General features: G+C 39.0%; 27 protein-coding genes and 1 tRNA gene. 23 read left to right on the top strand and 5 right to left on the bottom strand.

Annotation, left to right across the window (positions count from 1 at the left end; genetic code table 11):
* Positions 1-53 precede the first annotated feature (53 nt).
* On the bottom strand, positions 54-512 hold the full coding sequence (locus PSF42_RS02070) for a methylglyoxal synthase (protein WP_125892687.1): 459 nt from the start codon (positions 510-512) through the stop codon (positions 54-56).
* Positions 513-626: 114 nt separating this feature from the next.
* On the opposite strand from PSF42_RS02070, the gene PSF42_RS02065 reads away from it, so the two are divergent.
* On the top strand, positions 627-1,040 hold the full coding sequence (locus tag PSF42_RS02065; RefSeq protein ID WP_125892689.1) for a CoA-binding protein: 414 nt from the start codon (positions 627-629) through the stop codon (positions 1,038-1,040).
* 83 nt (positions 1,041-1,123) lie between these two features.
* On the opposite strand, the gene hspQ is transcribed toward PSF42_RS02065, so the two are convergent.
* The gene (gene hspQ, locus PSF42_RS02060; protein ID WP_004256095.1) at positions 1,124-1,444 is read right to left on the bottom strand and encodes a heat shock protein HspQ; all 321 of its coding nucleotides are present in this window, start codon (positions 1,442-1,444) and stop codon (positions 1,124-1,126) included.
* 219 nt (positions 1,445-1,663) lie between these two features.
* On the opposite strand from hspQ, the gene PSF42_RS02055 reads away from it, so the two are divergent.
* Positions 1,664-1,942, top strand: a complete 279-nt coding sequence (locus PSF42_RS02055; protein ID WP_185746919.1) for an acylphosphatase — start codon at positions 1,664-1,666, stop codon at positions 1,940-1,942.
* A 7-nt stretch (positions 1,943-1,949) separates the two neighbouring features.
* Here PSF42_RS02055 and PSF42_RS02050 read toward each other — a convergent pair whose 3' ends face one another.
* Positions 1,950-2,279 carry a TusE/DsrC/DsvC family sulfur relay protein gene (locus PSF42_RS02050; RefSeq protein ID WP_125892692.1) on the bottom strand — a complete coding sequence of 110 codons (330 nt, stop codon included), beginning with the start codon at positions 2,277-2,279 and terminating at the stop codon, positions 1,950-1,952.
* A 183-nt stretch (positions 2,280-2,462) separates the two neighbouring features.
* Here PSF42_RS02050 and PSF42_RS02045 point away from each other — a divergent pair.
* The 19 genes from PSF42_RS02045 to PSF42_RS01955 all read left to right on the top strand — a co-directional run bounded on the left by PSF42_RS02045 (position 2,463) and on the right by PSF42_RS01955 (position 20,275).
* Positions 2,463-2,550 (top strand) — tRNA-Ser (locus tag PSF42_RS02045).
* A 1,180-nt stretch (positions 2,551-3,730) separates the two neighbouring features.
* Positions 3,731-4,975, top strand: coding sequence for an ammonium transporter (locus PSF42_RS02040; RefSeq protein ID WP_125892694.1), 1,245 nt, complete (start codon positions 3,731-3,733; stop codon positions 4,973-4,975).
* A gap of 145 nt (positions 4,976-5,120) precedes the next feature.
* A complete protein-coding gene (locus tag PSF42_RS02035) occupies positions 5,121-6,668 on the top strand; it encodes an ABC transporter substrate-binding protein (protein ID WP_272679425.1) in 1,548 nt (515 codons plus the stop codon).
* Positions 6,668-7,636 carry an ABC transporter permease gene (locus PSF42_RS02030; RefSeq protein ID WP_272679361.1) on the top strand — a complete coding sequence of 323 codons (969 nt, stop codon included), beginning with the start codon at positions 6,668-6,670 and terminating at the stop codon, positions 7,634-7,636. The genes PSF42_RS02035 and PSF42_RS02030 overlap by 1 nt, the downstream gene beginning before the upstream one ends.
* Positions 7,633-8,439 (top strand): ABC transporter permease, encoded by an 807-nt coding sequence (locus tag PSF42_RS02025; protein ID WP_004256081.1) that lies wholly within the window; start codon positions 7,633-7,635, stop codon positions 8,437-8,439. The genes PSF42_RS02030 and PSF42_RS02025 overlap by 4 nt, the downstream gene beginning before the upstream one ends.
* Positions 8,439-9,224: an ATP-binding cassette domain-containing protein gene (locus tag PSF42_RS02020; RefSeq protein ID WP_125892699.1), complete on the top strand. Its 786-nt coding sequence runs from the start codon at positions 8,439-8,441 to the stop codon at positions 9,222-9,224. Before PSF42_RS02025 ends, PSF42_RS02020 begins: the two co-directional genes overlap by 1 nt.
* A gap of 219 nt (positions 9,225-9,443) precedes the next feature.
* The gene (locus tag PSF42_RS02015) at positions 9,444-9,746 is read left to right on the top strand and encodes an urease subunit gamma (RefSeq protein WP_004256079.1); all 303 of its coding nucleotides are present in this window, start codon (positions 9,444-9,446) and stop codon (positions 9,744-9,746) included.
* 18 nt (positions 9,747-9,764) lie between these two features.
* Positions 9,765-10,190 carry an urease subunit beta gene (locus tag PSF42_RS02010; RefSeq protein ID WP_125892701.1) on the top strand — a complete coding sequence of 142 codons (426 nt, stop codon included), beginning with the start codon at positions 9,765-9,767 and terminating at the stop codon, positions 10,188-10,190.
* Between the two features lie 61 nt (positions 10,191-10,251).
* Positions 10,252-11,970, top strand: a complete 1,719-nt coding sequence (locus tag PSF42_RS02005) for an urease subunit alpha (protein ID WP_004256069.1) — start codon at positions 10,252-10,254, stop codon at positions 11,968-11,970.
* A gap of 62 nt (positions 11,971-12,032) precedes the next feature.
* A complete protein-coding gene (ureE, locus tag PSF42_RS02000; RefSeq protein ID WP_125892705.1) occupies positions 12,033-12,689 on the top strand; it encodes an urease accessory protein UreE in 657 nt (218 codons plus the stop codon).
* A 29-nt stretch (positions 12,690-12,718) separates the two neighbouring features.
* Positions 12,719-13,405: an urease accessory protein UreF gene (locus PSF42_RS01995; RefSeq protein ID WP_125892707.1), complete on the top strand. Its 687-nt coding sequence runs from the start codon at positions 12,719-12,721 to the stop codon at positions 13,403-13,405.
* A 29-nt stretch (positions 13,406-13,434) separates the two neighbouring features.
* Positions 13,435-14,067 (top strand): urease accessory protein UreG, encoded by a 633-nt coding sequence (ureG, locus tag PSF42_RS01990; protein WP_125892750.1) that lies wholly within the window; start codon positions 13,435-13,437, stop codon positions 14,065-14,067.
* Positions 14,068-14,069: 2 nt separating this feature from the next.
* Positions 14,070-15,035, top strand: a complete 966-nt coding sequence (locus tag PSF42_RS01985; protein WP_248468032.1) for an urease accessory protein UreD — start codon at positions 14,070-14,072, stop codon at positions 15,033-15,035.
* Between the two features lie 170 nt (positions 15,036-15,205).
* Entirely contained in the window at positions 15,206-16,195 is a 990-nt protein-coding gene (yut, locus tag PSF42_RS01980; RefSeq protein ID WP_272679360.1) for an urea transporter, read from the top strand.
* Between the two features lie 30 nt (positions 16,196-16,225).
* Positions 16,226-17,401, top strand: a complete 1,176-nt coding sequence (locus PSF42_RS01975) for an ion channel (RefSeq protein ID WP_125892711.1) — start codon at positions 16,226-16,228, stop codon at positions 17,399-17,401.
* A gap of 100 nt (positions 17,402-17,501) precedes the next feature.
* Positions 17,502-18,737 (top strand): SLC13 family permease, encoded by a 1,236-nt coding sequence (locus tag PSF42_RS01970; RefSeq protein ID WP_125892713.1) that lies wholly within the window; start codon positions 17,502-17,504, stop codon positions 18,735-18,737.
* An 18-nt stretch (positions 18,738-18,755) separates the two neighbouring features.
* Positions 18,756-19,355, top strand: a complete 600-nt coding sequence (locus PSF42_RS01965) for an ATP-binding cassette domain-containing protein (protein WP_125892715.1) — start codon at positions 18,756-18,758, stop codon at positions 19,353-19,355.
* 149 nt (positions 19,356-19,504) lie between these two features.
* The gene (crcB, locus tag PSF42_RS01960) at positions 19,505-19,885 is read left to right on the top strand and encodes a fluoride efflux transporter CrcB (RefSeq protein ID WP_125892717.1); all 381 of its coding nucleotides are present in this window, start codon (positions 19,505-19,507) and stop codon (positions 19,883-19,885) included.
* A 12-nt stretch (positions 19,886-19,897) separates the two neighbouring features.
* Positions 19,898-20,275: a CrcB family protein gene (locus PSF42_RS01955; RefSeq protein ID WP_248468036.1), complete on the top strand. Its 378-nt coding sequence runs from the start codon at positions 19,898-19,900 to the stop codon at positions 20,273-20,275.
* A gap of 401 nt (positions 20,276-20,676) precedes the next feature.
* On the opposite strand, the gene PSF42_RS01950 is transcribed toward PSF42_RS01955, so the two are convergent.
* On the bottom strand, positions 20,677-21,108 hold the full coding sequence (locus PSF42_RS01950) for an FUSC family protein (RefSeq protein ID WP_272679424.1): 432 nt from the start codon (positions 21,106-21,108) through the stop codon (positions 20,677-20,679).
* Positions 21,109-21,116: 8 nt separating this feature from the next.
* The gene (locus tag PSF42_RS01945) at positions 21,117-21,686 is read right to left on the bottom strand and encodes a hypothetical protein (RefSeq protein WP_272679359.1); all 570 of its coding nucleotides are present in this window, start codon (positions 21,684-21,686) and stop codon (positions 21,117-21,119) included.
* A gap of 806 nt (positions 21,687-22,492) precedes the next feature.
* Here PSF42_RS01945 and PSF42_RS01940 point away from each other — a divergent pair.
* Entirely contained in the window at positions 22,493-23,011 is a 519-nt protein-coding gene (locus PSF42_RS01940) for an Hcp family type VI secretion system effector (protein ID WP_004250011.1), read from the top strand.
* 84 nt (positions 23,012-23,095) lie between these two features.
* Positions 23,096-25,237: a type VI secretion system Vgr family protein gene (locus tag PSF42_RS01935; RefSeq protein WP_272679358.1), complete on the top strand. Its 2,142-nt coding sequence runs from the start codon at positions 23,096-23,098 to the stop codon at positions 25,235-25,237.
* Positions 25,238-25,239: the final 2 nt, after the last annotated feature.

Raw genomic sequence — 25,239 nt, 5'->3', positions numbered from 1 at the left:
TGAAATGAGGAGCGATGAAGTGCTAGAACGTTCTGGCACTTCACATTGATAGATTAGTTAGTTCGTTTATTTAAATAGCTTTGATAATCAGGGATAACGACGTCTATCGTATTATCAAAATAGGGTGACGTGATTAAAAAATCAGCAGTTGCAGGGTTGGTTGCGACAGGAATATTCCAAACTGTAGCCAAACGTAGCAATGCTTTAACATCAGGGTCATGAGGTACAGCATTAAGAGGGTCCCAGAAGAAAATCAAGAGGTCGATTTTTTGTTCAGCGATCATTGAGCCTATTTGCTGGTCTCCCCCCATAGGGCCACTTAGCATACTCGTGACTGGCAACCCAGTGTGTTGGCTGATTAATTTGCCTGTAGTCCCTGTTGCGTATAAATTGTGAGCTTGAAGCCGTTCATTATTTGTCTTAGTCCAAGATAATAGTGAAGATTTACAATGGTCATGGGCAACCAAAGCAATATTTTTTGAGGCTGTAATTTTACGGGTTGTTGATTCCATTATATTCCCTTAAGTAAGATGCGAGATAGACATCTTTAAAAATTGAATGAGCAAAGATATACAACATATATCATAATGCTAATGAATAGTTTATAGGTTTTGGGAGATATTTTGATGAGAGATCAAGAAATTGCTGAAATTTTAAAGCGTGTTCGAACAATTGCTTTAGTGGGAGCGAGTGATAAGGTCAATAGGCCGAGTTATGAAGTCATGGAATATCTTTTACATCAAGGCTATACCGTTATTCCTGTGAGCCCTAAATTGGCGGGTCAAACCTTATTAGGGCAGCTTGTATATGAGAAGCTTAGTGATATACCCGAGCCAATAGATATGGTCGATGTGTTTCGTAATGCAGAAGCGGCTGTAGGAGTAGCCAGAGAAGCAGTTGAAGTGAAAGCTAAAGTTTTGTGGTTACAAAAAGGGGTGATTAGCGAAGAAGCCCAACAAATTGCTTTGCGCGCTGGTTTACAGTTTGTTATGGATAAATGTCCAAAACAAGAAATCCCAGCATTAGGCCTTGAAAAATAAATTGCTTTTAATACTAAAAAGTAAAGCAGCTAGCTAGCTGCTTTACGGTTGCGTTCATAAATAACACTATCAATATTTGAAGGTTAGTTGCGAAGGCGAGGTGCTTGCAACTGAGACCTTATGGATTCCGCTAGTTCATCCATTGAGGGTTGCTCTGGATGGTCTTCTACGGTTTCATAAGTAATTTGAGCTTCAGCCAAATAAGTATGAACAGCATCCCCATTGTCATCTTCCATAACAACATGATACCAAGGTAGATCGCGTAGTGTGCTGTTAGCGGCAATATCATCATCATGTGGTTGTTCGAGCGAATACTCAGCGTCTACATCGACAACGACGCCTAAGTAGCCGAGAAGTTTGTGCCGAACTTGTTGCCCGATTCCATATTTACTGGTGATCATCATAGCGACCTCCTAAAAGCCTTGCTTATACTTCAAACTATATATGGGCAGTGCTACGCGTTTTCAAGCTAAGATATAGACAATTATCAATAACGCAATACACTGTCTTTATACGTAACGATCAAAAGCAGTGCCTCATTTAGCAGATTATCTGTTCAATGAATAAAAAACAACTGTTAAAAGAAGGTATCAATACATTATGCTCTGACAATGGAGGCTCACATGATTACATCAGGTCGATATTTTTATATTTATGGTCGTGTTCAAGGGGTTGGGTTTCGTTACCAGACCTATCATTGGGCTAATCAGAATGGCATAAAAGGCTTTGTGTGTAACCGGGATGACGGCAGTGTTAAGCTAGCCGTTTATGGCTCAGAGCAAGATATTGAATTTGTTGATGAGTGGCTGAAAGCGGGTGGTCCCCCAGGCGCCAAAATAGACCATTTTTTCACCGAAAATTGGAAGGCAGAGCCAATAACGGACTTTAGTGTCCGCTATTAGTAAGAAATTAAATACATTTCACCGGTTTTGGCAGGCCAGCAAGTTTAGTGGCTTGTTTAGCTGGGCCTTTTGGAAATAGCCGGTATAAATAGCGGCTATTGCCTTTTTCTTCCCCAAATTGTTGAGAAACTGCTTTAACCAACATACGAATAGCCGGTGAGGTATTAAATTCCAAGTAGAAGTTCCTGACGAAACGGATAATTTCCAGGTGTTCATTGGTGATTTCAATATCTTCTTGCTGCGCGAGTAAAGGGATTAAATCTTCACTCCATTGTTGGCTATCAAGCAGGTAGCCTTGTGCATCTGTTTCTATTTCTTGATTATTAAAAACCAACATACTCTTATTCAACTCAAATAAAATTAGAACGTAAATTTAGCAAAAATTGGGATGTAACCCAAGTAAAGTCGTTAGAATGTCGATATTTTCATCTAACAGTATGAAGGCCGTATATTTTTAAAGCGAACGACCAAATTAGGGGTTTACATCCAATGAGAGGATGTTTATAGTGCACGTCATTGCGGAGGGGTGGCCGAGCGGCTGAAGGCAGCGGTCTTGAAAACCGCCGATGGGAAACCATCCGAGAGTTCGAATCTCTCCTCCTCCGCCATCTTCACTTCTAGTAACGTCTTCCAAAGTCTTCCAATCCCCTAAAGTTATAAAAACAAGCAATCAAGTATTTCAACTAAATCCCATTATTCCAACGTCTACTAACGTCTATTGAAAACTACCCCCTTTAGGTGGTACATATGGGGGCATCAATGCCATTCAAAGGTTGGTTATTTAACATTAGAAAAAAATATCATGAACTCAAAGAGGCCGCTTAGATCTTCTACTGAATCTGCTGTTCATTTTAACGATCGTAATGATGGAACGATGGTATTTTTGAATGTCTTTTTTAATGCTTAGAGCAACGATTTCTTCACCGTCTTCATTTTCATGTTGTCATCTAAATGATATCCCAAACTTTTTATGAATAAGCATCTGTAATTAAACTTAAATAAATATTGCCTTCATGAGTCGATAAATAGGTAATATAAGCGACACAAGATTGTATTGGTTGCGTGGGAGTAAATTCTGGCTTAATTAAATTTGGATGCAGATGAAAATAATGATGACGTAATGTTGTTATATGATAATTTCGTTTAGTTGGAACTAATAATCGATATTTTTTAAATAAAGAAAATAATCGTTCATATCCAATAATTAATTGTTTTGTTTGAAAGTAAAGTGCAACTACGAACTCTTAATAGAGGATGATAAATGTGCTAGATTTCACTAAACAGATAATAATATCTTCTGAGTTCTCTTTTTATTAGATGTATCTTGTCGTTTGTAATCGGTTTGGCGGCTGATCTTCATAAAGCGACAAACTGTGGTTGTTGTGAGTTCTTTTGGTGATTTTTTCTTTAATAACAAATCGTTGTGTTTGCTTGATATGCCAGTTTAAAATTTTTATCTATGCGCCACTCTCAACCTCGACGACGTTTAGTCTTAAATAGCTAATTTAAACTTTAACACTTCGTCAGTGTTAAAGTTTAATCTACTAATACTATCTATTATTGACTATCTTATATTAAAATTTAAACGTTAAAATGAATAACCCATTATTTTTGTTATGGTTAATAATTCTATTGATTATCTCACTGAATGTTATATTATGAAAATAGACAACTAAGTAATTTCACTTTAAATATATAAAACAATTATTAAACTGCTATAAATATGAAATAATTATTACTTATTTCGATATTCTAAATATGAATACATTCATTGGAGAGTATTAATTAATGAATAATATACTTGCAGTATTGGATGTCCCAAATACAGCATTTATGCTGCTTTGTACAAGTCTTGTTATGCTAATGACTCCTGGACTTGCTTTTTTCTATGGTGGATTAGTTTCTCGTAAAAGTGTTATTACCATTATGTCCCAGAGTTTCTTTTCTATGGGGTGGGTGGCAATTATTTGGTTCGTGGTTGGTTATTCATTATCGTTCGGTCCCTCGATTAATGGGATTGTTGGCGACCCATTTTATTATGCATTCTTGAATAATATAAGTCCTCAAACGATGTATACCGGTAATGATGGCGGCTTACCAATACTGGTTCATTTTGGATATCAAATGATGTTTGCGATTATTACCCCAGCCTTGATTACAGGAGCTTTCGCAAATAGAGTTAATTTCCCTGCTTATCTCATCTTTTTAACCTTATGGACATTATTTGTCTATGCACCGTTCGTTCATATGGTTTGGAGCCCTGATGGCATCTTTGCTAAATGGGGAGTTGTTGATTTTGCGGGTGGTATTGTCGTTCACGCAACAGCAGGCTTCGCTGCAATAGCTTCAGCGTTATATGTAGGAAAAAGAGTCGTTAAGTCAGATGGTACTCATAATATTCCTTATATTGCACTTGGCGCGGCTTTATTGTGGTTTGGTTGGTATGGTTTTAACGCTGGATCTGAACTGCAAGTCAACACCGTAACCGTTTCGGCGTTTATTACTACCGATATTGCGGCTGCATTTGCAGCAATTACTTGGTTTATTATTGAACGCTTGCATACAGGAAAACCTAAACTTGTCGGCTTTTTAACAGGTGCAGTAGCAGGTTTAGCCACGATTACACCTGCTTCAGGTTATGTTTCAATTGGTTCTGCGGCAATTATCGGGGTTATTGCCAGTATCGTCTGTTATACCTGTGTTTTCTTAGTCCGACGCCATTTAGACGATGCATTAGATGTATTCGGTGTGCACGGTATTGGTGGTATTACAGGCTCGATTTTAGTCGGTGTATTTGCATCAACGGTTTGGAATGCGAAAGGGCCAGCAGGGTTAATTGAAGGAAACGGAATGCAAATTGTGAAGCAAACTGTGGCCGTTGTCTTTACCAGTATTTGGTCCTTTGTCTTTACAATCTTAATTCTTTGGATAATCAATAAATTTACGCCAGTCAGAGTTGACCAAAGTGCTGTTGGTGACAATTTAGATACCGTTGAATTTGATGAAGATGCATATCGAGAAAAAGCAGATTAGTTATCAAATATATTATTTCTTGCAGTTTATCCTAATTGGTGGATTTATTTGAACCATCGATTGGGATAGCAGCTAAATACAACTGGTAATTTAGGATGGGTATATGAAAAAGAAGATAGCAATAGCTATTCAGGCTATTTGTTTTATGGGGCTATCGATGGGAGCAAATGCTGCGACCGATATACAGCAACCACAAACTTTGCGTCTAGCGATTGGCTCTGAGCCAACTGAAGGGTTTGACCCGATGTTAGGTTGGAGCCACGGCAGCTATTTACTTTTGCATAGTCCATTATTAAAACAAAAAGCTGATTTATCATGGCACAGCTATATGCTTGAAAAATATGAGCATTCAGATGACGGTAAAGAGTGGACGTTAAAATTAAAAGACGGACTAAAATTTTCCGATGGCTCCCCATTAACAGCAAAAGATGTTGTTTTTACCTATAACAACGCCGCCGAAAGTGGTGGAAAAGTCGATATGGGGAACTTTGCGAAAGCAGAGGAAATCAACCCATCTACTGTGAGAATGACTCTATCTGCTCCACAAAGTACCTTTATTAACGTATTAGGTTCATTAGGGATTGTTTCTGCGGATAAATATGATGCGAAAAAATACGCTCATAATCCTATCGGAGCAGGTCCTTATCGCTTAGTGAACTTCCAACCAGGTCAGCAATTAATTGTTGAAAGAAACCCATTTTATGCGGGGCCTAAAAACGATTTCGATAAAATGGTTTTTGTTTTCTTGAATGAAGATGGTGCTTTTGCTGCCGCTCAAAGTGGTGAATTAGATATTGTTCGTATTCCTGCGGCCGTGGCGAGTAATGCAAAAGATGTGAAAAGCATGAGGTTGATTGAGCGTCACAGTGTTGAAAACCGAGGGATTTCCTTCCCAATTCCACCTGCGGGAGAAAAAAATGCATCAGGCGACCCAATTGGTAACGACATTACTTCCGATGTTGCTATTCGCAAAGCGATCAACTACGCCATTGACCGTAAGCTATTAGCAGATGCGGTATTAGAAGGTTTTGCGATCCCCGCATATACTGGCGTTGAAGGCCTACCTTGGAATAATCCTCAATCTTCATTCAAAGATGGAGATGTCGAAAAAGCGAAAACGATACTTGAAGATGCTGGCTGGAAGCTGAATAAAGACGGCTTAAGAGAAAAAGATGGCAAAGTGGCGAAACTGACGCTTTGGTACGCCAGTGGTGACAGCACTCGTCGTGATTTAGCTCAAGCCATAAGGGCTAGCTTAAAGCCAATTGGTATTGAGATGGATTTAAAATCAGGCAGCTGGGAAACCGTGGAAAAGTACATGCATGCCAATCCAACATTGTTTGGGTGGGGGAGTCTTGACCCGATGGAACTGGTTCATAACTACAGCAGTAAAGCCGCTGGTGTGGGGTTCTATAACGCGGGTTACTACAAAAATCCAGCAGTCGATAAGGTGATAGAAGAAGCACTTCGTCAGCCAGACCAAGATGCAGCAATTCCATTTTGGCAGAAAGTGGATTGGGATGGCAAAACAGGAACAGGTATCCAAGGTGACGCCGCTTGGGCTTGGTTAATGAACGTACAACATCTTTATTTATTGAATAACTGTGTTGAGCTAGGTAAGGGAGCACCTGAAATTCATGGTTCATGGTCAGTATTGAATAATGTGGATGATTGGGCGTGGACCTGTAAATAATGCGGATAACCATCAGGCTTTTATTGCGGTTTATTTGTTTATTATTAGTGACGGCATTTGGGGTTTTTATTCTCCTAAGCTATTCACCAATAGACCCAATTAAAGCCTACATTGGCAATGATTTAATGCATGTTCCCCCCGAGCAATATCCATTGATTGCAGCTCGTTGGGGGCTTGATCAGCCATTATGGATGCAGTTCTGGCATTGGTTTTCTCAGTTATTACAAGGTGATATGGGGTACTCCATGCTCTATAACACCCCTGTTTCACAAGTTATTGCTGATAGGTTAGCGCCTTCATTAGCTTTGTTATTATCGGCATGGCTATTTTCTGGAGTGATGGGTTTCGGTTTAGGGTTGGTAGCCGGGCGTTATTTAAATAGATGGCCGGATAAAGCCATTTCAACACTATCTTATTTATTGGCTTCAATTCCTGTTTTTTGGGTTGGCTTACTTTTATTGTCACTTTTTGCCGTTTCATTACAGTGGGCGCCAATTTGTTGCGCTTGGCCTATAGGCTTAGATGAACAAACATCAACATTGTCACAAAAAGTGCATCATCTTGTGTTACCTGTAGTGGCTCTAGGAATGTTGGGTATTGGTAATATAGCTCTGCATACTCGTTCGAAAGTTGCTGAGGTGATGAACAGCGAGTTTATCCACTATGCGAAAGCACAAGGGGATAAAGGGTGGCCAATGGTTAGCTTTCATGTTGTAAAGCATGCGATTACACCCGCAATATGTTTACAGTTCGCTTCAATGGGAGAATTGCTCAGTGGTGCATTGCTAGCAGAAAAGGTGTTTGCTTACCCAGGCTTAGGGCAAGCAACCATTGATGCGGGTTTGCGGGGTGACATCCCTTTATTAATGGGGATCGTGATGTTATGTGCGGTAGTGATTTTCTTTAGTAACAGCATTTCTGACATGATGCTCAAGAGCGTGAACAAAGGGGTACTCCGAGAGCCATGACTTATAACCCAAATAAGGCTTTAATTAAGTTAGTTATTTCCTTGTTGTGCTTATTCGCTTTAGGGGCTTATGCTGCATGGCTTTCCCAAACTGATGTGGAAGTGAATTTACTCGATCGCCGGCAAGCACCATCGTGGATACATTTATTTGGTACTGATAATTTAGGTCGAGACTTGTGGGACAGAGTATTCCAAGGAATAGCGACCAGCTTACAAATTGGCACCATTGCAGCGGTATCGAGCGGAGCGATAGCGCTCGTGATGGCAAGTTTATCCTCATTTAGTAAGACGATGGATTATGTTATACGTGGATGTATTGATTCGTTATTAGCACTACCTCACTTGTTATTGCTGATATTGATTTGCTTTACATTAGGTGGTGGCAAAGTGGGCGTAATTTGGGCGGTTGCGTTGACACACTGGCCAAAGTTGACGTTGATTTTACGTTCCGAGTTGCTCCGAGTGCAGCAGACAGATTACATCATGTTATCGAAACGGATTGGAAATAGTGCGCTCTACCGATGCCGATATGACTATTTACCGATGATCCTTTCACAATGGTTAGTGGGGACATTATTGATGTTCCCACATGCGATACTACACAGTGCAGCACTGAGTTTTTTGGGTTTTGGTTTGTCTCCACATGAAGCATCGTTAGGCATTTTACTTTCTGATGCATTGCGTTACTTGAGCACAGGAGCATGGTGGTTAGCCATGTTTCCGGGCATCGCATTAGTTGGTTTAGTGCTGTTATTCGATCAATTTGCTAAAGCAGTACAACAATTATGGTTGAGGAGCGATTGATGCTAAGTTTTGATAACCTTACGATTGATGTTGCGAAATTTCGCTGGCTAGGCAAAAAACAGTGGTCTCCGCTTTTACAAGATATTTCATTGGATGTGGTTCCAGGTGAAATGGTTGCATTGGTAGGAGGAAGTGGGGAAGGGAAAAGTTTACTACTGCAAAGCAGTTTAGGTTTGTTACCTGAAAATATGCGTTGCCGTGGTGATATTGTGCTAAATGGACGTCAGTTAACAGAAAAGTCAAAAAAACAATATCGCGGTAATTCATTGTGCTATATCCCTCAAGGGGTTAGCGCATTAAACCCTCTCATTAAGATAGGACCTCAACTTGAACGTGCCGCTATCTTAAGTGGGAAACATATTCAAATGCATGACGTCGCGTTGCACTTACAACAATATAATTTACAAGCAGATTTAATCCATAGTTATCCCAATAAGCTTTCCGGGGGAATGGCAAAACGAGTTCTGGCTTGTAGCGCGACACTTTCCCAAGCTGAATATATTCTTGCGGATGAAATTTCATCTTGGCTAGACGATGAACATGCGATGCAACTTCTACGACATATCAAATCTCTTTGCTTTGATGGTAAAGGTGTTTTGTGGGTTACTCACGACCTTGCAATGGCTGTTCGTTTCGCTGATCGCATTGCGTTATTACGTAATGGTGTTTTAGAAGAAGTACTCAGTAGTGAAAGATTAAAGCAAGGCGGAGGCGGGAAATGGTTTCAATCTCTATGGAATTCTTTGCCGGAACAACAATTTATGAATTGGACTAATAAAAAATAAAAAATAAAAAATAAAAAATAAATATTAGGAATAGCCAATATATATCCTGTCTTATTTTGATTAATTAAATTGGAATATTGATTGGTTAGAGTTTTATTAAATTTGTCGTTATTAGATGTTTAATTCAATTTATATTTTATAAATATAGCGAGTATTAGCTCGGAAAATGATTATTTATCAATATTAACAATGTTAAGTTTTATCAATTGAGGAGGCGTTATGCAATTAACCCCAAGAGAAATTGAAAAATTGATGGTTTATACACTCGCAGATGTGGCTGAAAAACGTCGTGCACGTGGTGTGAAATTAAATTATCCAGAAGCTGTTGCCATTATTACAGTCACTGCCCTTGAAGGGGCTCGTGATGGTAAAACTGTTGAAGATGTAATGAAAGAAGCAGCGACTGTTTTAACAAAAAAAGACGTAATGGATGGCGTAGGAGACTTAATTCCAAATGTGCAGGTTGAAGCGATTTTTACTGATGGTACTCGTTTAGTGACAGTCCACAATCCGATTAAATAAATGAAGGAGAGGTGAATCATGAGTAATTCAAAAGTAGACATTAAAGTTCCGACTCCTTTAGGTGGTGTTATTTTTGCTGATGATCCTATTGAGTTCAATGTCGGTAAACCTGAAACAAAAATTAAAGTTCGTAATACGGGCGACAGGCCAGTGCAAATTGGTTCCCACTTCCATTTTTTTGAAGTTAACCATGCATTAGAGTTCGATCGTGCAGCGGCTTACGGTAAGCGTTTAAATATTGCCTCTACAACGGCAATTCGTTTTGAGCCAGGTGATGAAGTAGAAGTTTCACTGATCCCTTACGGCGGAAAACAAAGTGTATATGGGTTTAATAACCTTGTTGATGGTTGGGCGGGTGATAACGTTGCCGCTACTGAACGTCCTGCTAAAGCAATCGCCTTAAATAAAGCAATTGCTCGTGGTTTTAAGCATAAGGAACAGTAAGCGCATTAGATGTCAGTAATGATAAATAACAATTCACCTTCTTCACATTAAGGTAAATAACATGCCAAAAATTTCTAGACAAGAATACAACGGTTTATTCGGGCCAACAGTTGGCGATAAAATTCGTTTAGGCGATACTGACTTATATATTGAAATCGAAAAAGATTTACGTGGATATGGCGAAGAGTCTGTTTATGGTGGTGGTAAATCTTTACGCGATGGTATGGGCGCGAATAATACTTTCACTAGCGATAATGGTGTTTTAGATTTAGTAATTACTAATGTCACCATCGTTGATGCGCGTTTAGGCGTGATTAAAGCGGATGTGGGGATTAAAGCGGGTAAAATCGTTGGTGTTGGTAAAAGTGGTAACCCAAATATTCAAGATAACATTACACCGGGCATGGTTGTTGGGGTATCAACAGATGCTATTTCTGGTGAACACTTAATTTTAACAGCTGCAGGTATTGATACTCATATCCATTTAATTTCTCCGCAACAAGCTTATGCGGCGTTATCCAACGGTGTGACAACCTTCTTTGGCGGTGGTATTGGTCCAACCGATGGAACTAACGGTACAACAGTAACCGCAGGTCCTTGGAATATGCGTTCTATGTTACGTGCAATCGAAGGCTTGCCAATTAACGTGGGTATTTTAGGGAAAGGCAACTCTTATACGCGCGAACCATTGATAGAACAATTGGTTGCGGGTGCAGCGGGTCTGAAAGTGCATGAGGACTGGGGCGCAACAGGGAACGCTATCCGCCATGCGCTACGTATTGCTGATGAGTTTGATGTACAAATTTCTGTGCATACAGATAGTTTGAATGAAGGTGGTTATGTTGAAGATACCATCGAAGCATTCGAAGGCAGAACTATCCACACTTATCACACTGAAGGTGCAGGTGGTGGACATGCCCCTGATATTATTAAAGTTGTTAGCCAACCTAACGTATTACCAAGCTCAACAAACCCAACATTACCGTTCGGTGTTAACAGCCAATCAGAGTTATTTGACATGATTATGGTATGTCATAACTTGAACCCAAATATTCCGTCGGATGTTTCATTTGCAGAAAGCCGTGTTCGCCCTGAAACCATTGCAGCAGAAAACGTACTACATGATATGGGTGCTATTTCGATGTTCTCAAGTGACTCACAAGCAATGGGACGTGTGGGTGAAAACTGGTTACGTATTGTTCAGACTGCCAATGCGATGAAAGCTTCTCGTGGCAAACTACCTGAAGATGCACCGGGAAATGATAACTTCCGTGTTCTACGTTACGTGGCAAAAATCACTATTAACCCAGCAATTGCTCAAGGTATCAGCCATATCTTAGGTTCGATTGAAGTTGGGAAAATGGCTGATCTCGTATTATGGGACCCGCGTATGTTTGGGGCTAAACCTAAACTGGTTATTAAAGGTGGCATGATCAACTGGGCTGCAATGGGTGACCCAAATGCTTCCTTACCAACACCACAGCCAGTTTTCTATCGCCCAATGTTTGGTGCGATGGGGAAAACTGTTAATGACACTTGTGTGACTTTTGTTTCACAAGCCGCATTAGATGATGGCATTAAAGAAAAAGCAGATCTTGAACGCCAAGTGATTGCTGTTAATAACTGCCGAGCAATCGGGAAGCGTGATTTAGTGCGTAACGGTGAAACACCAAATATCGAAGTTGATCCTGAAACTTTTGCTGTAAAAGTGAATGGTGAACATGCAACTTGCCAGCCGATTAGCGAAGCCGCAATGAATCAACGTTATTTCTTTAGCTAATTGTACATGTTTGGATTATCTGCCTGCCAGTGGTGGGCAGAATTAACATAAAAGGTAATATTATGATCATTATTGAACATATTCTTGGCAATGTTAAAAAAGACCCAGTGTGGCAAGCACGCCAGAAAAATGCCGATGTTGATACGTTGATTCTTGATCAACGAGAAGCACAGAAAAGCCGCTGTCGAAAAAATACGGAAAAAGGCCAAGACTTGGGTATCGCGCTGGACAGAAACGTCTTGTTATCGGATGGCGACGTTCTGCTATTTGATGAAGCCACCAACACAATGACGGTAGTTCAGATCTCTTTACGTGACGTCATGATGGTCAATTTATCCCATCTGAAAAACTTAAGCACAGAAGAGCATATTCGTATTAGTTTTGAATTAGGGCATGCTTTAGGAAACCAACATTGGAAAGCTGTTTTAAAGGGGGATCTTGTTTACGTGCCATTAACGGTAAGTGAAAAAGTGATGGGATCAGTGATGCGTACACATGGGTTCGGTGAAGAAACATTTGCCTTTGTGAAGGGGGAAAGCATTTTACCTGAATTGAGCCACTCTGAAGCACGCTTATTATTTGGTGGTGCAGAGGAAACGGATACGCATGTTCATGTGGAGTTAGGACAGATCCACGGACACAACCACAGTCATGATCACAGCCATGGGCACGATCACAGTCATAATCACCATCATGACCACACTCATACACACAAATAACGTTCGTGTTCATGAGTAAGGAAAGTGATATGGAAGCATCTGACCTAATTAGAATTATGCAATTTGGTGATTCAGCGCTACCAGTTGGTGCGTTCACATTTTCAAATGGGGTTGAATCCGCCATTCAAAAAGGTGTTGTCCACGACAAAGAAACGTTGAAATCCTTTGTTCACACGTCTTTGAAGGTCGCAGCTCATTCAGATTGCATTGCGATTGTGGCGGCACATCGCGCCATTCTTGCACAAGATCATGACGCATTAACGAAGATTGATTGGGCAGTGCATAATCGCAAATTGAATGAAGAAGCGCGAATAATGACGACTCGAATGGGAAAAAAACTCGCTGAAATCTCAGTTCATATTTTTGATGACCCACAAGTGAGTGGGTGGCTTGCAAAAATTAAAGCCAATGAGGTTCCAGGGACCCAGCCGGTCATACAAGCCATTGTTATGGCGGTACAGGGGATCACCGAAAGAGATGTTGTTGTGATGCACCAATATGGTATTGCCATGACAATCTTAAGTGCTGCGATGCGATTAATGCGTATCACACACTATGAAACACAGCATATTCTTTTTGAATTAAATGAAGAAATTAAGGCTTTTTGTGACATCGCAGCCTGTGGTGATATAGAGCAAATGTCCTCATATGTTCCTGTTATTGATGTCTTAGCTGCGGTACACACTAAATCGTTTGTTCGTTTATTTATGAATTAGCGAACAACTAAAAATTTTGGGGAAAAACGATGAAAAAAATGACTCGGATTGGAATTGGTGGGCCTGTTGGTTCAGGAAAAACGGCAATTATTGAGGTGATCACCCCGATCCTTATTGAAAGAGGCATTAAACCACTAATCATCACAAACGATATTGTGACGACCGAAGATGCGAAACAAGTAAAACGCACCTTGAAAGGTATTCTTGATGAAGAGAAAATTTTAGGTGTTGAAACTGGGGCATGTCCTCACACTGCGGTACGTGAAGACCCAAGTATGAACATTGCTGCAGTTGAAGACATGGAAGAACGTTTCCCTGATAGCGACGTGATCATGATTGAAAGCGGTGGAGATAATTTAACATTGACCTTTAGCCCTGCACTCGCGGACTTTTACATCTATGTTATTGATGTGGCTGAAGGTGAAAAAATTCCACGTAAAAATGGCCCAGGCTTAGTACAAGCTGATATTTTAGTTATTAATAAGATTGACTTAGCGCCGTATGTTGGTGCTAGCCTTGAAGTGATGGAGCATGATACTAAAGTCGTTCGTGGGGACCGTCCTTACGTACTAACTAACTGTAAAACAGGAGAAGGGGTTGTTGAGCTAGTTGATATGATCATGGATAAATTCCTCTTTACGCACCAAGTTCCAAGGGGGTAAAGATGACGAATTTCAGGGCTGATATAGCAAATACTCCAGCGCGTGTTAAAGCTCATATTTTAGGTAGCAATGCCCCTGAACTCGCCGCATATCAAGATGAACCGAAGCAAATGCAAAGTGGTGCTGTTGGTAAAAGTGGTTACTTAAAATTAAGGTTTGCTCAGGGTGAATATCGTAGTGAGCTGGTGGAAATGGAGCGTCGTGTTCCCTCTTTAGTGCAAAAAGCGCTGTATTGGGATGAATTGATGCCCCAGCTACCCTGCGTCACTATGATCTCTACCTCTGGTAGCTTATTACAAGGTGATAGACAAGCTCTTGATATTATAGTTGAAAAGGGTGCTTGTGCTCATGTAACAACGCAATCTGCGACCAAAGTTCATATGATGGAAGCGAACTATGCTACTCAGTACCAAAATATTATTGTTGAGGAGGATGGGTATTTAGAATATTTACCCGATCCTATCATTCCTCACCGTAATTCTCGGTTTATTACTGACACACGGATTAATATTCACCCAAGTGCAACGATGATTTACTCAGAAATATTGATGTCAGGACGAAAGTATCATCATCCTGATGAACAGTTTGGCTTTGATGTTTTCTCATCACATATTCGAGCAGAGTCATCGTCCAATAAAGAACTGTTTGTTGAGAAATACATTTTAGAGCCAAAAAAATCACCGCTAAATATTACTGCTGTTATGGATAGCTTCGATACTTTTGGCAATGTGATTTTATTGACACCGAAAATTCACCATGAACGTATTCTAGAACGTCTAGATGCGATATATGACCCGAAAAATGAAATTGCTTTTGGTGCAACTCAATTACCGAATGATTGTGGATTAATATTTAAAGCATTGGGTGTTGATAGTCCAAAAGTAAAGGATGCTGTTAGGTATTTTTGGCAAATAGCGAGAGAAGAAATATTAGGTATTTCGCTACAAGAGCCTTTTTTATGGCGTTAAATATGATTCGATGTATTAAATGTATTTTATTGCATTTAATACATCGTGGTAATGATTGTCATAAAATGACTGAAATAACCTGCTAGGTTATCAAGGTAATTTATTAATATATTATCAGTAGAGTGATTTTTATAAATCCTCTACTGATATTCCTATTAAGGAATTATACGATGGAAAAAATAATAAATCAGAACGCTTGGAATAAGTTAGCCAGCGAAAATATGACGATTCAATTTATTGATGTCGTCTTGCGTGGATGTGCTCAAGTTATGTTTCAAAATAACGCACTAACCGGACTTCTATTTTTTATTGCGATTTTCATCGGTGCGTTTTTAGAAGGAATGCCACAAGTCGCTTTAGGCTGTTTGTTAGGTACGGTTGTCGCTACACTGACAGCTTATATTAGTAAATTAGATACTGAATCGTTGCGCTCGGGGCTTTATGGTTACAATGGTTGTTTAGTGGGGGTTGTATTACCGACTTTCTTAGAGAATGCTCCATTTGTTTGGGTAACTATCGTATTGGGGAGCATCGTTTCGGTTATAGCGACTATCTCTTTAATGGATTTTCTTAAGAATTGGAAAGTTGCAGCACTAACAGCGCCTTTTGTTTTAGTATCATGGATTATTTTGCTTGCGAGTTACAACTTCTTAGGTATTGAAGGCGTTGCATTACCGACTCCTGCACTACCTAAACAACTTATTGAACCTATTGGGTTAATTCCACATAGCGATCTGGTTGCTGATGTTTTCCGTGGTATTTCTGAAGTTTTTTTACTTAGTAGCATGATTGTTGGCATCATCTTTGTCATTGGCCTAGCGGTTAGTTCTATATGGGCAGCGATATTTGCTGTATTTGGTTCTCTTCTTGCCTTTATTGTTGCAACTCTTTTAAAAGGTGACTTTGCGAGTATTCATACTGGGTTATATTCGTTTAGTGCTGTATTAACTGCAATTGCTTTAGGTTCTACCTTTAATAAGCCGAGCTATCGCGTGGTCGTCTATGCCATCGTTGGTGTGATATTTACCGTATTTGTTCAAGGGGCACTCGACATAATTCTTGAACCATTTGGTATTCCGACCTTAACGATGCCATTTGTTCTCGCATCATGGTTATTTCTAGTACCGAACCAAGATATTATGCCTAAGCATCGACAGTAATATTTGCACTAAAACTTTTGGTATTCAATTATGAAAAAAAATGCAATATATAAATATATTCAAAATATGAGAATGCTACGCTTAGTGCTCGCATTATTAATACTTGCTGATGGGATATTGATTATTCTCCCCATAATCTCAACTTATGATCTTCATTTATACCCCCAACATTTAGGTTTTGTTGATTGGCTACAATCATTAGGACTTGTTAAATTATTAGATATTCCAAGATTTGCTATTGGCATTGTGCTCATTATTCTAGCTATTCCTATTTACTTAGGTCTACGCATCGGTTGGTTATTCAGCTGTTTTATGCTGTTTATTATCATGTTAATTAACTTGGTATTAGCAAGAGAAAATGTTCTGACTGGAACTTTTTCACTAATAGTATTGATTATTGCCGCTGCAAATTGGAAAGCATTTAATCGTCATAGCTTATCTGGTGCAGGCTTTGTTGCTTTCATGAGCTTAAGCGTACTATTAGGTTATTCTGTATTTGGTACTTTATATTTAGGCGAGCAATTTCAACCCCATGTTACTGACATCTCATCTGCATTCTATTTTGCTTTGGTATGTATGACGACGGTAGGCTTTGGTGACATTGTTCCGATTAGTGTTGAGGCAAGACTGTTTACAATTTCGATTGTTATTTTAGGTATTACAATTTTTACAACCTCTATTGTGTATTTTCTAGGGGTATTTGCAAAAAGCACACAAGAAATTGTTAAGAAGAGATTATTCCGTATGAAAAACCACTATATTATTGTTGGCGCAAGCCCCTTAGCTTTAAACACCTACCACGGATTAAGAAAGCGTGACTTAGACGTTATGGTACTTTGCCATGAAGATCAAAAAAAGAGCTATCCAGATAATGCGCAAGTTATTACCACGGAACAAATTAATAAACATGCATTAAATAGTGCTAACTTAGGTCAGGCAAAAGCCTTATTTATTCTTGGTGGTTCTGATTCGGAAAACACCATCTCTATGTTAGCTGCGAAAGAAATTGTCGGCGGAAATATTAAAAGCGTCATTGCTGTAAATGATGATAAAAATTACGAAAATATGCAACTATTACATGCAGATTTACTTATTTCGCTTTCATCTTTAGGAAGTGAAGTCTTGATTAAAATGATCTTTGGCGAAAACATTAATAACCAAGTGATGGAGAATATTATTTTTTCAAACAACATATTAGATTCGTAATATGCTGGGAGGGCCAATGGTAAAATTGCTACTCGAGTATCTACAGTTTTATCATTTATACGAAGAAATAAAAATATAGATAAGAGATAGAGAGTTTATTATGGATCTAACCGTTATTATTTTTATTTTAGTGTATGTCGCAATGGCTTTTGGGACTTTTCCAGGGATTAAAATTGACCGTACTGGTGCATCTGTAGCGGGTGCATTAGCCATGATAGGGTTTGGGATTATCTCACCAAAATTATCTTGGGATGCAATTGATTATAGTGCAATTGGGCTATTATTTGGCTTAATGGTAGTATCTGCATCATTTACAGTATCAGGTTTTTATCACCAAGCAGCACAAAAAGTGGCAAGCTTAAACATTAGCCCACCTAAATTAATGGCCGTTTTTATTATTGTTGGGGCACTTCTTGCCTCGGTACTTACAAACGATATTGTGGTGGTGGCGATGACACCTTTATTGGTTTCCATCACATTATCCCGTGGGCTTAACCCTATTCCATTTTTACTTGGTTTTTGCTTTGCGGCCAATAACGGTGCCGCAGGATCTTTAATTGGTAGCCCTAAAAATATGGTTGTGGCACAAGGATTGGATTTATCTTTTATTGGAATACTCAATATTACAGCCATTCCAGTCTTATTTTCAGTTCCCATTGTATGGTGTGTGATTACCTTGCTTTATCGTAATCATTGGTATTTATCTGAAGATAAAAAATCATTAATGCCCCATGTTGAGCCTTCGATTATTGAATTCAATTGGTGGGAAACGATAAAAGCTGCTACGGTTTTATTTACTGTTATTTTGGCGTTTTTATTTAGTGATTTTCCGCGTGAGCTTGTTGCATTATCGGCAGCCTGTTTTTTATTGTTAAACAGAAAAATAGCATCCAGTGACATGTTAAAGCATGTTAATGGTGACTTAATTCTTCTAATGATGGGCCTATTTATTATTAATACTGCATTTTCCAATACAGGTATCCCTCAGGAAGTATTGCACTACTTATTGGGTAAAGGTATCGATCTAAATAGTCCTATTACGTTATTTTTGGTCACCATCGTGATGAGTATTTTTGTAGGGACAACACCCACGGTGATTTTATTAATCCAGTTTGTTTACCCCCATGGAAATGTTGATTTGTTAGGTGCCGCTTTAATTTTAGGTGCTTGTTTTGCAGGTAATATATTTATATTTGGCAGTATTGCTGGGATTATTGCTGTTGAGCAATCCTCAGCTCATGGTATTAAAATATCGTTTTTAGAGTTCACAAAATCAGGCGGTATTATTTCCACTATTTGTATTTTTATTGCTGTTGTTTGGTTATCCATCTATTAGCTTATAGAGAGTTTCAGTATGCTTGAAGTCAAAAACCTATGTATAAAGCAAGATAACCGTACATTATGGGATTCTGTGTCATTTTCATTGAATAACAATGAGCGACTAGGGATTTCAGCACCGAGTGGTTTTGGTAAAACAACATTAGGTCGCGTATTAGCCCAATGGCAAATGCCTACACAAGGCGATGTGCTATTTAATGGAAAAAAATTATCTCAAAAAGGGTATTGCCCTATTCAGTTAGTTCCTCAGCACCCTGAAAAATGTTTTAACCCTTATCGAACAGTTGGTGACAGCGTGAAGGATGCTTGGGAGCCTGATCCATACTACCTTGAACGGTTGTTTATTAAATCAGAGTGGTTGGTTAGAAGGCCCAGTGAACTTTCAGGGGGGGAACTTGCTCGAATTGCCTTATTAAGAGCATTAGACCCAAGAACAAAAGTTTTAATTGCAGATGAAATTACTGCACAATTAGATGCGCATTTGCAGAAAGATATATGGCAGTTTTTAATTCAACTTTCTGAAGAAAGACCATTATCGATGGTTGTTTTTAGCCATAATAAATTTCTATTGAAAAAGGTATGTACCTCGATTTGGAATATAGCCATATCAGAATGAACCGTTTTATAAGGCTAAATAAAATTACGGGGCATTTAATATTATCATTTAACGACTAGTGGTTAATCATATTCAATTAATGTGTGTAATTTAAACTTATTTAAAAATGATATTTTTATATTTATGATATTAAATAGAAGAGGGCTGCAATGGTAGCTATTGAAATTTTACTAGTTGGCTCAGGTGGCGGTATTGGTTCACTACTTCGTTGGTGGATTGGTCGCCTAGTGGGAGAACGTTATCATGGGATGTTTCCATTATCCACATTCATTATTAATATTTCTGGCGCATTTGTTATTGGTTTTTTAAGCCGTTATTTTGCGATCGACTGGGATGACCGTTATGGGACATTTCTTCAATCAGCTATTTTAACTGGGCTACTCGGTGGCTATACGACATTCAGTAGTATGCAACTTGATGCTTTAAAATTGACTCAAACTAAACAAAAATTACTCGCACTATTTTACTTATTACTTTCGGTTTTATTTGGGTTAGCTGCGGCATTTATTGGTGCTTGGTTAGCAAACTAACAGGGGCTAAAAATGAATATTATGATCTTAGTTTTCATTGGTGGTGCAATTGGCGCAATTTCCAGAGAACTACTGATGGTGTCTGTTCCTACCATGAACAATCATTTCCCCCTTGATATATTTGTAGCAAATATTGTTGCATCCTTATTATTGGGCGTTGTTGCAGGCTTACTTATGAGAAATAAAATAAGCCAAGGGATGAATGCCTTTTTGGCTACGGGGATCATGGGAGGATTATCGACATTTTCCAGCTTCGTTTACGGTGTAGTAGAAATAATGAAGTCTCCGCAGTTATTATTGGTTGGAATGAGTTATTTGGTTTTAAGTATCGTTATTGGATTCGTTGCTATTTATATCGGATATTCAGTAGGTAATAGACAATACAGTTAGCTCTCATTCTGATATTTTTAAATTTATAAGTGAGTAAGAGGTTTTTGATATGAAAATAGGTAAATCAATATGGCATGGGATCACTTCAAAGCCTTATAGATTACAATTATTATTTGATATAATACTTTTAATATTATCACCCGTGATCTTCATAAGTATAATTGGATTTGATACTAAAACTCTAGATATGGATGTTTTTATTGTTACATTAGTTATTTTGATTTATATTTACATTACACGTTGGTTTAGCCATTGGTATTGTAATAAACGTGAAAATAAATAATGCATTTGTGACAATCTGATAAAACTACATTCGCTTTTTTATTATAACTTGCGTTTGTTGTGGTCTAAAAAGAGGGGGCATGGTTTATTAAGATGACGCCCCTTGTTTTTCCTTGCTATTAACCTATAATTTCCTTTTTCTTTATAACCCTAAAAATGTTTAAAACTAAACTAGCAAGGATTGCAATAGCACCACCGATAAATGTCTCGTATACCCTTGATATCGGTAGTAAGTAACTTGGATCATGTAAAAATTGAGTTTCTTCAAGAAGAAGTAGAACAAAAACAGTAATAGAAAATGTTTTTAGTAGATAATTTAAACGAAAAAGTGTTGGAATGAAAAAGACAATAAAAGCTAAAGCTGCTAGGTAAATATAAGTTTCCTTTGATTTTGTTAGGCTAAACATGGAAATAACAAAAATAGCCGCCAATAGGCTTCCTAAAAATCTAAGCAAAGTAACCTTTATTATATGCATTTCTTTTGGGTGGAGTAACATAATAAATGTTAGGGGCGCCCAATAAGGTTTATATAAATTTAGGTAGTCAGGTATTGAAAGGCTTAAAAATAGGAAAAACTGAACAAAAAAGCGCGTATATATATTTTTTCGTCACTATGATATATTTCTTTTGAAAATAATCCATTTTTAAATGCATGACTTTCAAAGTTTTTATGTTTTAGTAAGCTAAAAATAGTTAGACTAATAGCAATCCCTGAGATATAGGCCATTGGCAGGTCAAGGCTAATAGAGCCAAGTGTTGTCCCCATGGAAGAAAAGATAATCAAAAATGGAAATGTACGATCTAAGTAATCATCTTTTTTATAAAATAGATAATAGCAATATGATAAGATAAATAAGTATATATAAAAATAAACTGTTAGCTTTAGTATAAAACCAATGCCCCCACCAACGATGACCAAGCATAATAAAAAAAACACATAAAAAATATTACTACTATCAGGTTTTGTATCATAAACGATATTAGAAAATAGTGTTGTTAAAAGGCCAAATGTTCCACCAATGACACCAAATAAAAAGAAACAGACAGTTGAATTGACGATTGCAGTAATCAAAAAAACTCCGTTATTTCTAAAACTGATATATTTATTTTTATTACTCATAGCTTTCATATAAGTCACTCATTTTGTCTTTTTTAGTCGTTTTTTATCATATTTTAATTGAATTATATCATAGGCTAATGCATTTTTTATATATTACGATACTTAGAATTTGATGAAATACAGGGATTTAAGATTATAAATATTTGCTCTGAGGAATATGAGGAATATGAGGAATAACAAGTGACGGGCCGGCCACAATCAAACGCCATCTTTCTCATAATCAGAACAGATTGCGAGTAGAATGCTATAAAATTCACAGGATATTGAATAGGATAAATAAGATTAAAATTCCTTTTTCCTCATCTGCAAATTGGCTGCTCACCGATGAAAACTATCTGCTATATCTTAATTGAAACTAATCACTATTAATTTTAGATTAACAGATAATTATACTGCCAGTTTAAGCTGGTCATTTTATTGGTAGTGAAGATAATTTGAGTTTTTTTTTTATTTGTATTAAATCATATAGTTATGATATTTTTTTTGGAATGAAACATTTGGTTACATAGTTTATTTCTATGTACATTAGAACTTACTGAGCTTATTGCAGTTTGGTCTATTTTTTGTTCGATGATTATTCGGTTGTGATTCATTTTTTAGTGTTTTACTGGAATTATATAGCGATATTTCAACCAGTTTACGCTAAGTCACTTATCCTAGGGAGATACAAAAAGGCCGCTAGGTTTACAGTCTATCCGTAAGCTTTTATTATCCTTAACGCAAATCTTACCGTGCGCACAGGCTGAGATGACGGAAATTAATGGTTAATTATATTTACTTAACTCAATTTGTCATTATAGATAAAGGATATCGCTATGCCAACTCCATGTTATATTTCCATTGAAGGAAAAACTCAAGGCAACATCACCGCGGGCGCATTTACTGCCGATTCTGTGGGCAACATCTATGTACAAGGTCACGAAGACCAAATGTTAGTCCAAGAATTCTCTCACGTTGTGACAGTGCCGACAGACCCGCAATCTGGTCAACCTTCAGGCCAACGCGCACATAAACCGTTCCGTTTTACTGTGGCGTTAAACAAAGCCGTTCCGCTGCTGTATAACGCGTTAGCGTCAGGTGAAATGTTGCCGAAAGTGGAACTGAAATGGTACCGCACATCAGTAGAAGGTAAACAAGAGCATTTCTTCACCACCACACTGACCGATGCAACCATCGTCAATATTGACTGCCAAATGCCTCACTGCCAAGACCCAGCGAAAGCGGATTTCACTCAGCTTATCGAAGTGTCTCTGTCTTACCGTAAAGTGGACTGGGAGCACACCGTTGCAGGCACATCGGGTGCCGATGACTGGCGCGCGCCGCTCGAAGCGTAATACCTTTTTGACGGGCTCTTTTGGGCTCGTCACCGCTTTTATTTCGTTCCTCGCTCCTTATCCATTTTGTCATGGAGACTCGTGATGTTTAGCAAAGACCCCAAAAAAACCGCCATTGATCCTGCTTCCATGATAAAAGATGAAGCCTTAAATCAAATTAAAAATACAGTGCAATCTCAAGTCAATGAGCGGGTGTCCAGTAAAGTACAAAAAGCGGCGGCCTTGGCACAGCAAGGTGGGGCTTTGGTATCAACAGCAGCATCCATGGCAACGCAGGCGACATCCCCATTAAACAGTGTAGCCAATAATCCGCTCATTCACGGCGGTGGGTTTGGTGGTGGGTTAAAACTCGGGGGCGGGCAAACTTATTCAGAAAGTCAGGCATTACAAGCGGCTCACGGGGCATTATTGGATGCACTAGGTATGGGAAGCCTGGAAAGTGGCTTGGTGTTTACTTGCTCGATTGCTGGGTTACCGGATGAGACCTTTCAAGTCACCGAATTTAATTTAACAGAAGGGCTATCATCGTTATTTTCCCTTTCGATTAGTGCTGTCAGTGCCTTACCGTTTATTGATTTTCAGCAACACCTTGGAGTCGCCTCATCTTTAACTGTCAAGCGTGATGGTGTTCAAATCCGTAAAGTGAATGGCATTTTAGCGGGGGCCGTTCAAGGAAACACGGATGGCGTAAAGACGTGGTATCACTTTGATATTCGCCCTGAAATGTGGGTAATGACCCTTAATCAAGATAGCCGAATTTTTCAAAATCAAAATGTCCCGACGATATTAAAAACCTTGCTGGATGAAGCGCATGTGAAGTCGGACTGCAAATTTTACCGTGAGGATTTACATCCCCAACGGATTTACACCACCCAAAAGCGCGAGTCTGCGTTTGATTTTTGGTGTCGCCTTGCCTTTGAGGAAGGGATTAACTTTTGGTTTGAAGAGGACCAATTATTTTACAGTGATGAACATATGGGGATGACGGCAGGGATTAACCTGACGTATAACCCGCAAGCCGATACGGATATCAGTGATAGCACCGCTATGACATGGCAGTACGGTGAATACCTGTGTGTGGATGAAACCATTCATAAAGACAATAATTTCATTCGTCCTTCTTACCCACTTCAACATGAAAATAAATTGGAAAAAGGTGGGCAGCACAGCGTTTTTGAAAGTTACGGCCGCTTCCAATTGGATGAAGAAGGCAAACCACTGACCCAAATTCGTTTTGAACAGCTACGTAATGGGAGCAAAGTGGGTAATGCCACAACAAACTGCTTTGCCCTAATGCCGGGTAAAATTTTTACGCTATCGAATCACCCCCACCTACCAATGAATGACAGCTGGCAAGTGATCAGCGTGAGCCATCATGGCGTTCAACCTCTGGCAGACAATGGTGGCGGAGAAGGTACTCAGTTGTCGAACAGTGTTTCTTTTATCCCTGGTACGCAAGAGTGGCGGCCACCTTATCGTTATAAACCAACCGCGGATGGGGATGAAGTTGCAACTGTCGTGGGCCCTCCGGGTGAAGAAATCTATGTCAATGAACATGGTGCGGTGAAAGTCCATTTTCACTGGGACAGACGTGGAGAGCCTGACCACAGTGCCTCGTGCTGGGTGCGTGTTGCCATGGGTTGGAGCGGTGGCGGCTATGGTTTTTCTGCGGTACCACGCATTGGGACGGTCGTTCAAATCAGTTACCTGAATGGTGATATCGATAGGCCGATTATCACAGGATGTACTTACGATGGGCGCAATGCGACTCCAATCAGTTTTCCTGAAAATAAAACCCGCACCACGTTTCGGACGAAAACCCATAAAGGGGAAGGGTTTAACGAACTGCGCTTTGAGGATGAAAACGGCAAGCAGGAAGTGTTTATTCATGCCCAAAAGGACATGAATACTAAAGTGTTGAATAATCGGACTACGCATGTGCTTCATGACCATGTAGAGGTTATTGATAACAATCAAGCCATGTTGGTCAAAGGCAATCGAACTGAAAATATTGATCAAGATAACACGGAAACGGTGGGGCAACACAAGCGCATCACGGTGGGGAATACCCTTTCAATCAATGTGGGCGACGTGATTGAGCTGCGTTGTGGCGCAAGTGTTCTGCGTATGGACAGTGGCGGCCATGTCACGATCAATGGAACGGAATTTAAGTTTAATGCATCAGGCCCAGTGCAGATTACGGGTAAAGATGTGGATATAAATTAAGG

Origin of the sequence: Providencia sp. PROV032 (genome assembly GCF_028484875.1) — a bacterium.
Classification (GTDB): domain Bacteria; phylum Pseudomonadota; class Gammaproteobacteria; order Enterobacterales; family Enterobacteriaceae; genus Providencia; species Providencia rettgeri_E.
Note: the sequence above shows the minus strand (reverse complement) of the source record. Positions and strands in the feature narration are given on the sequence as shown.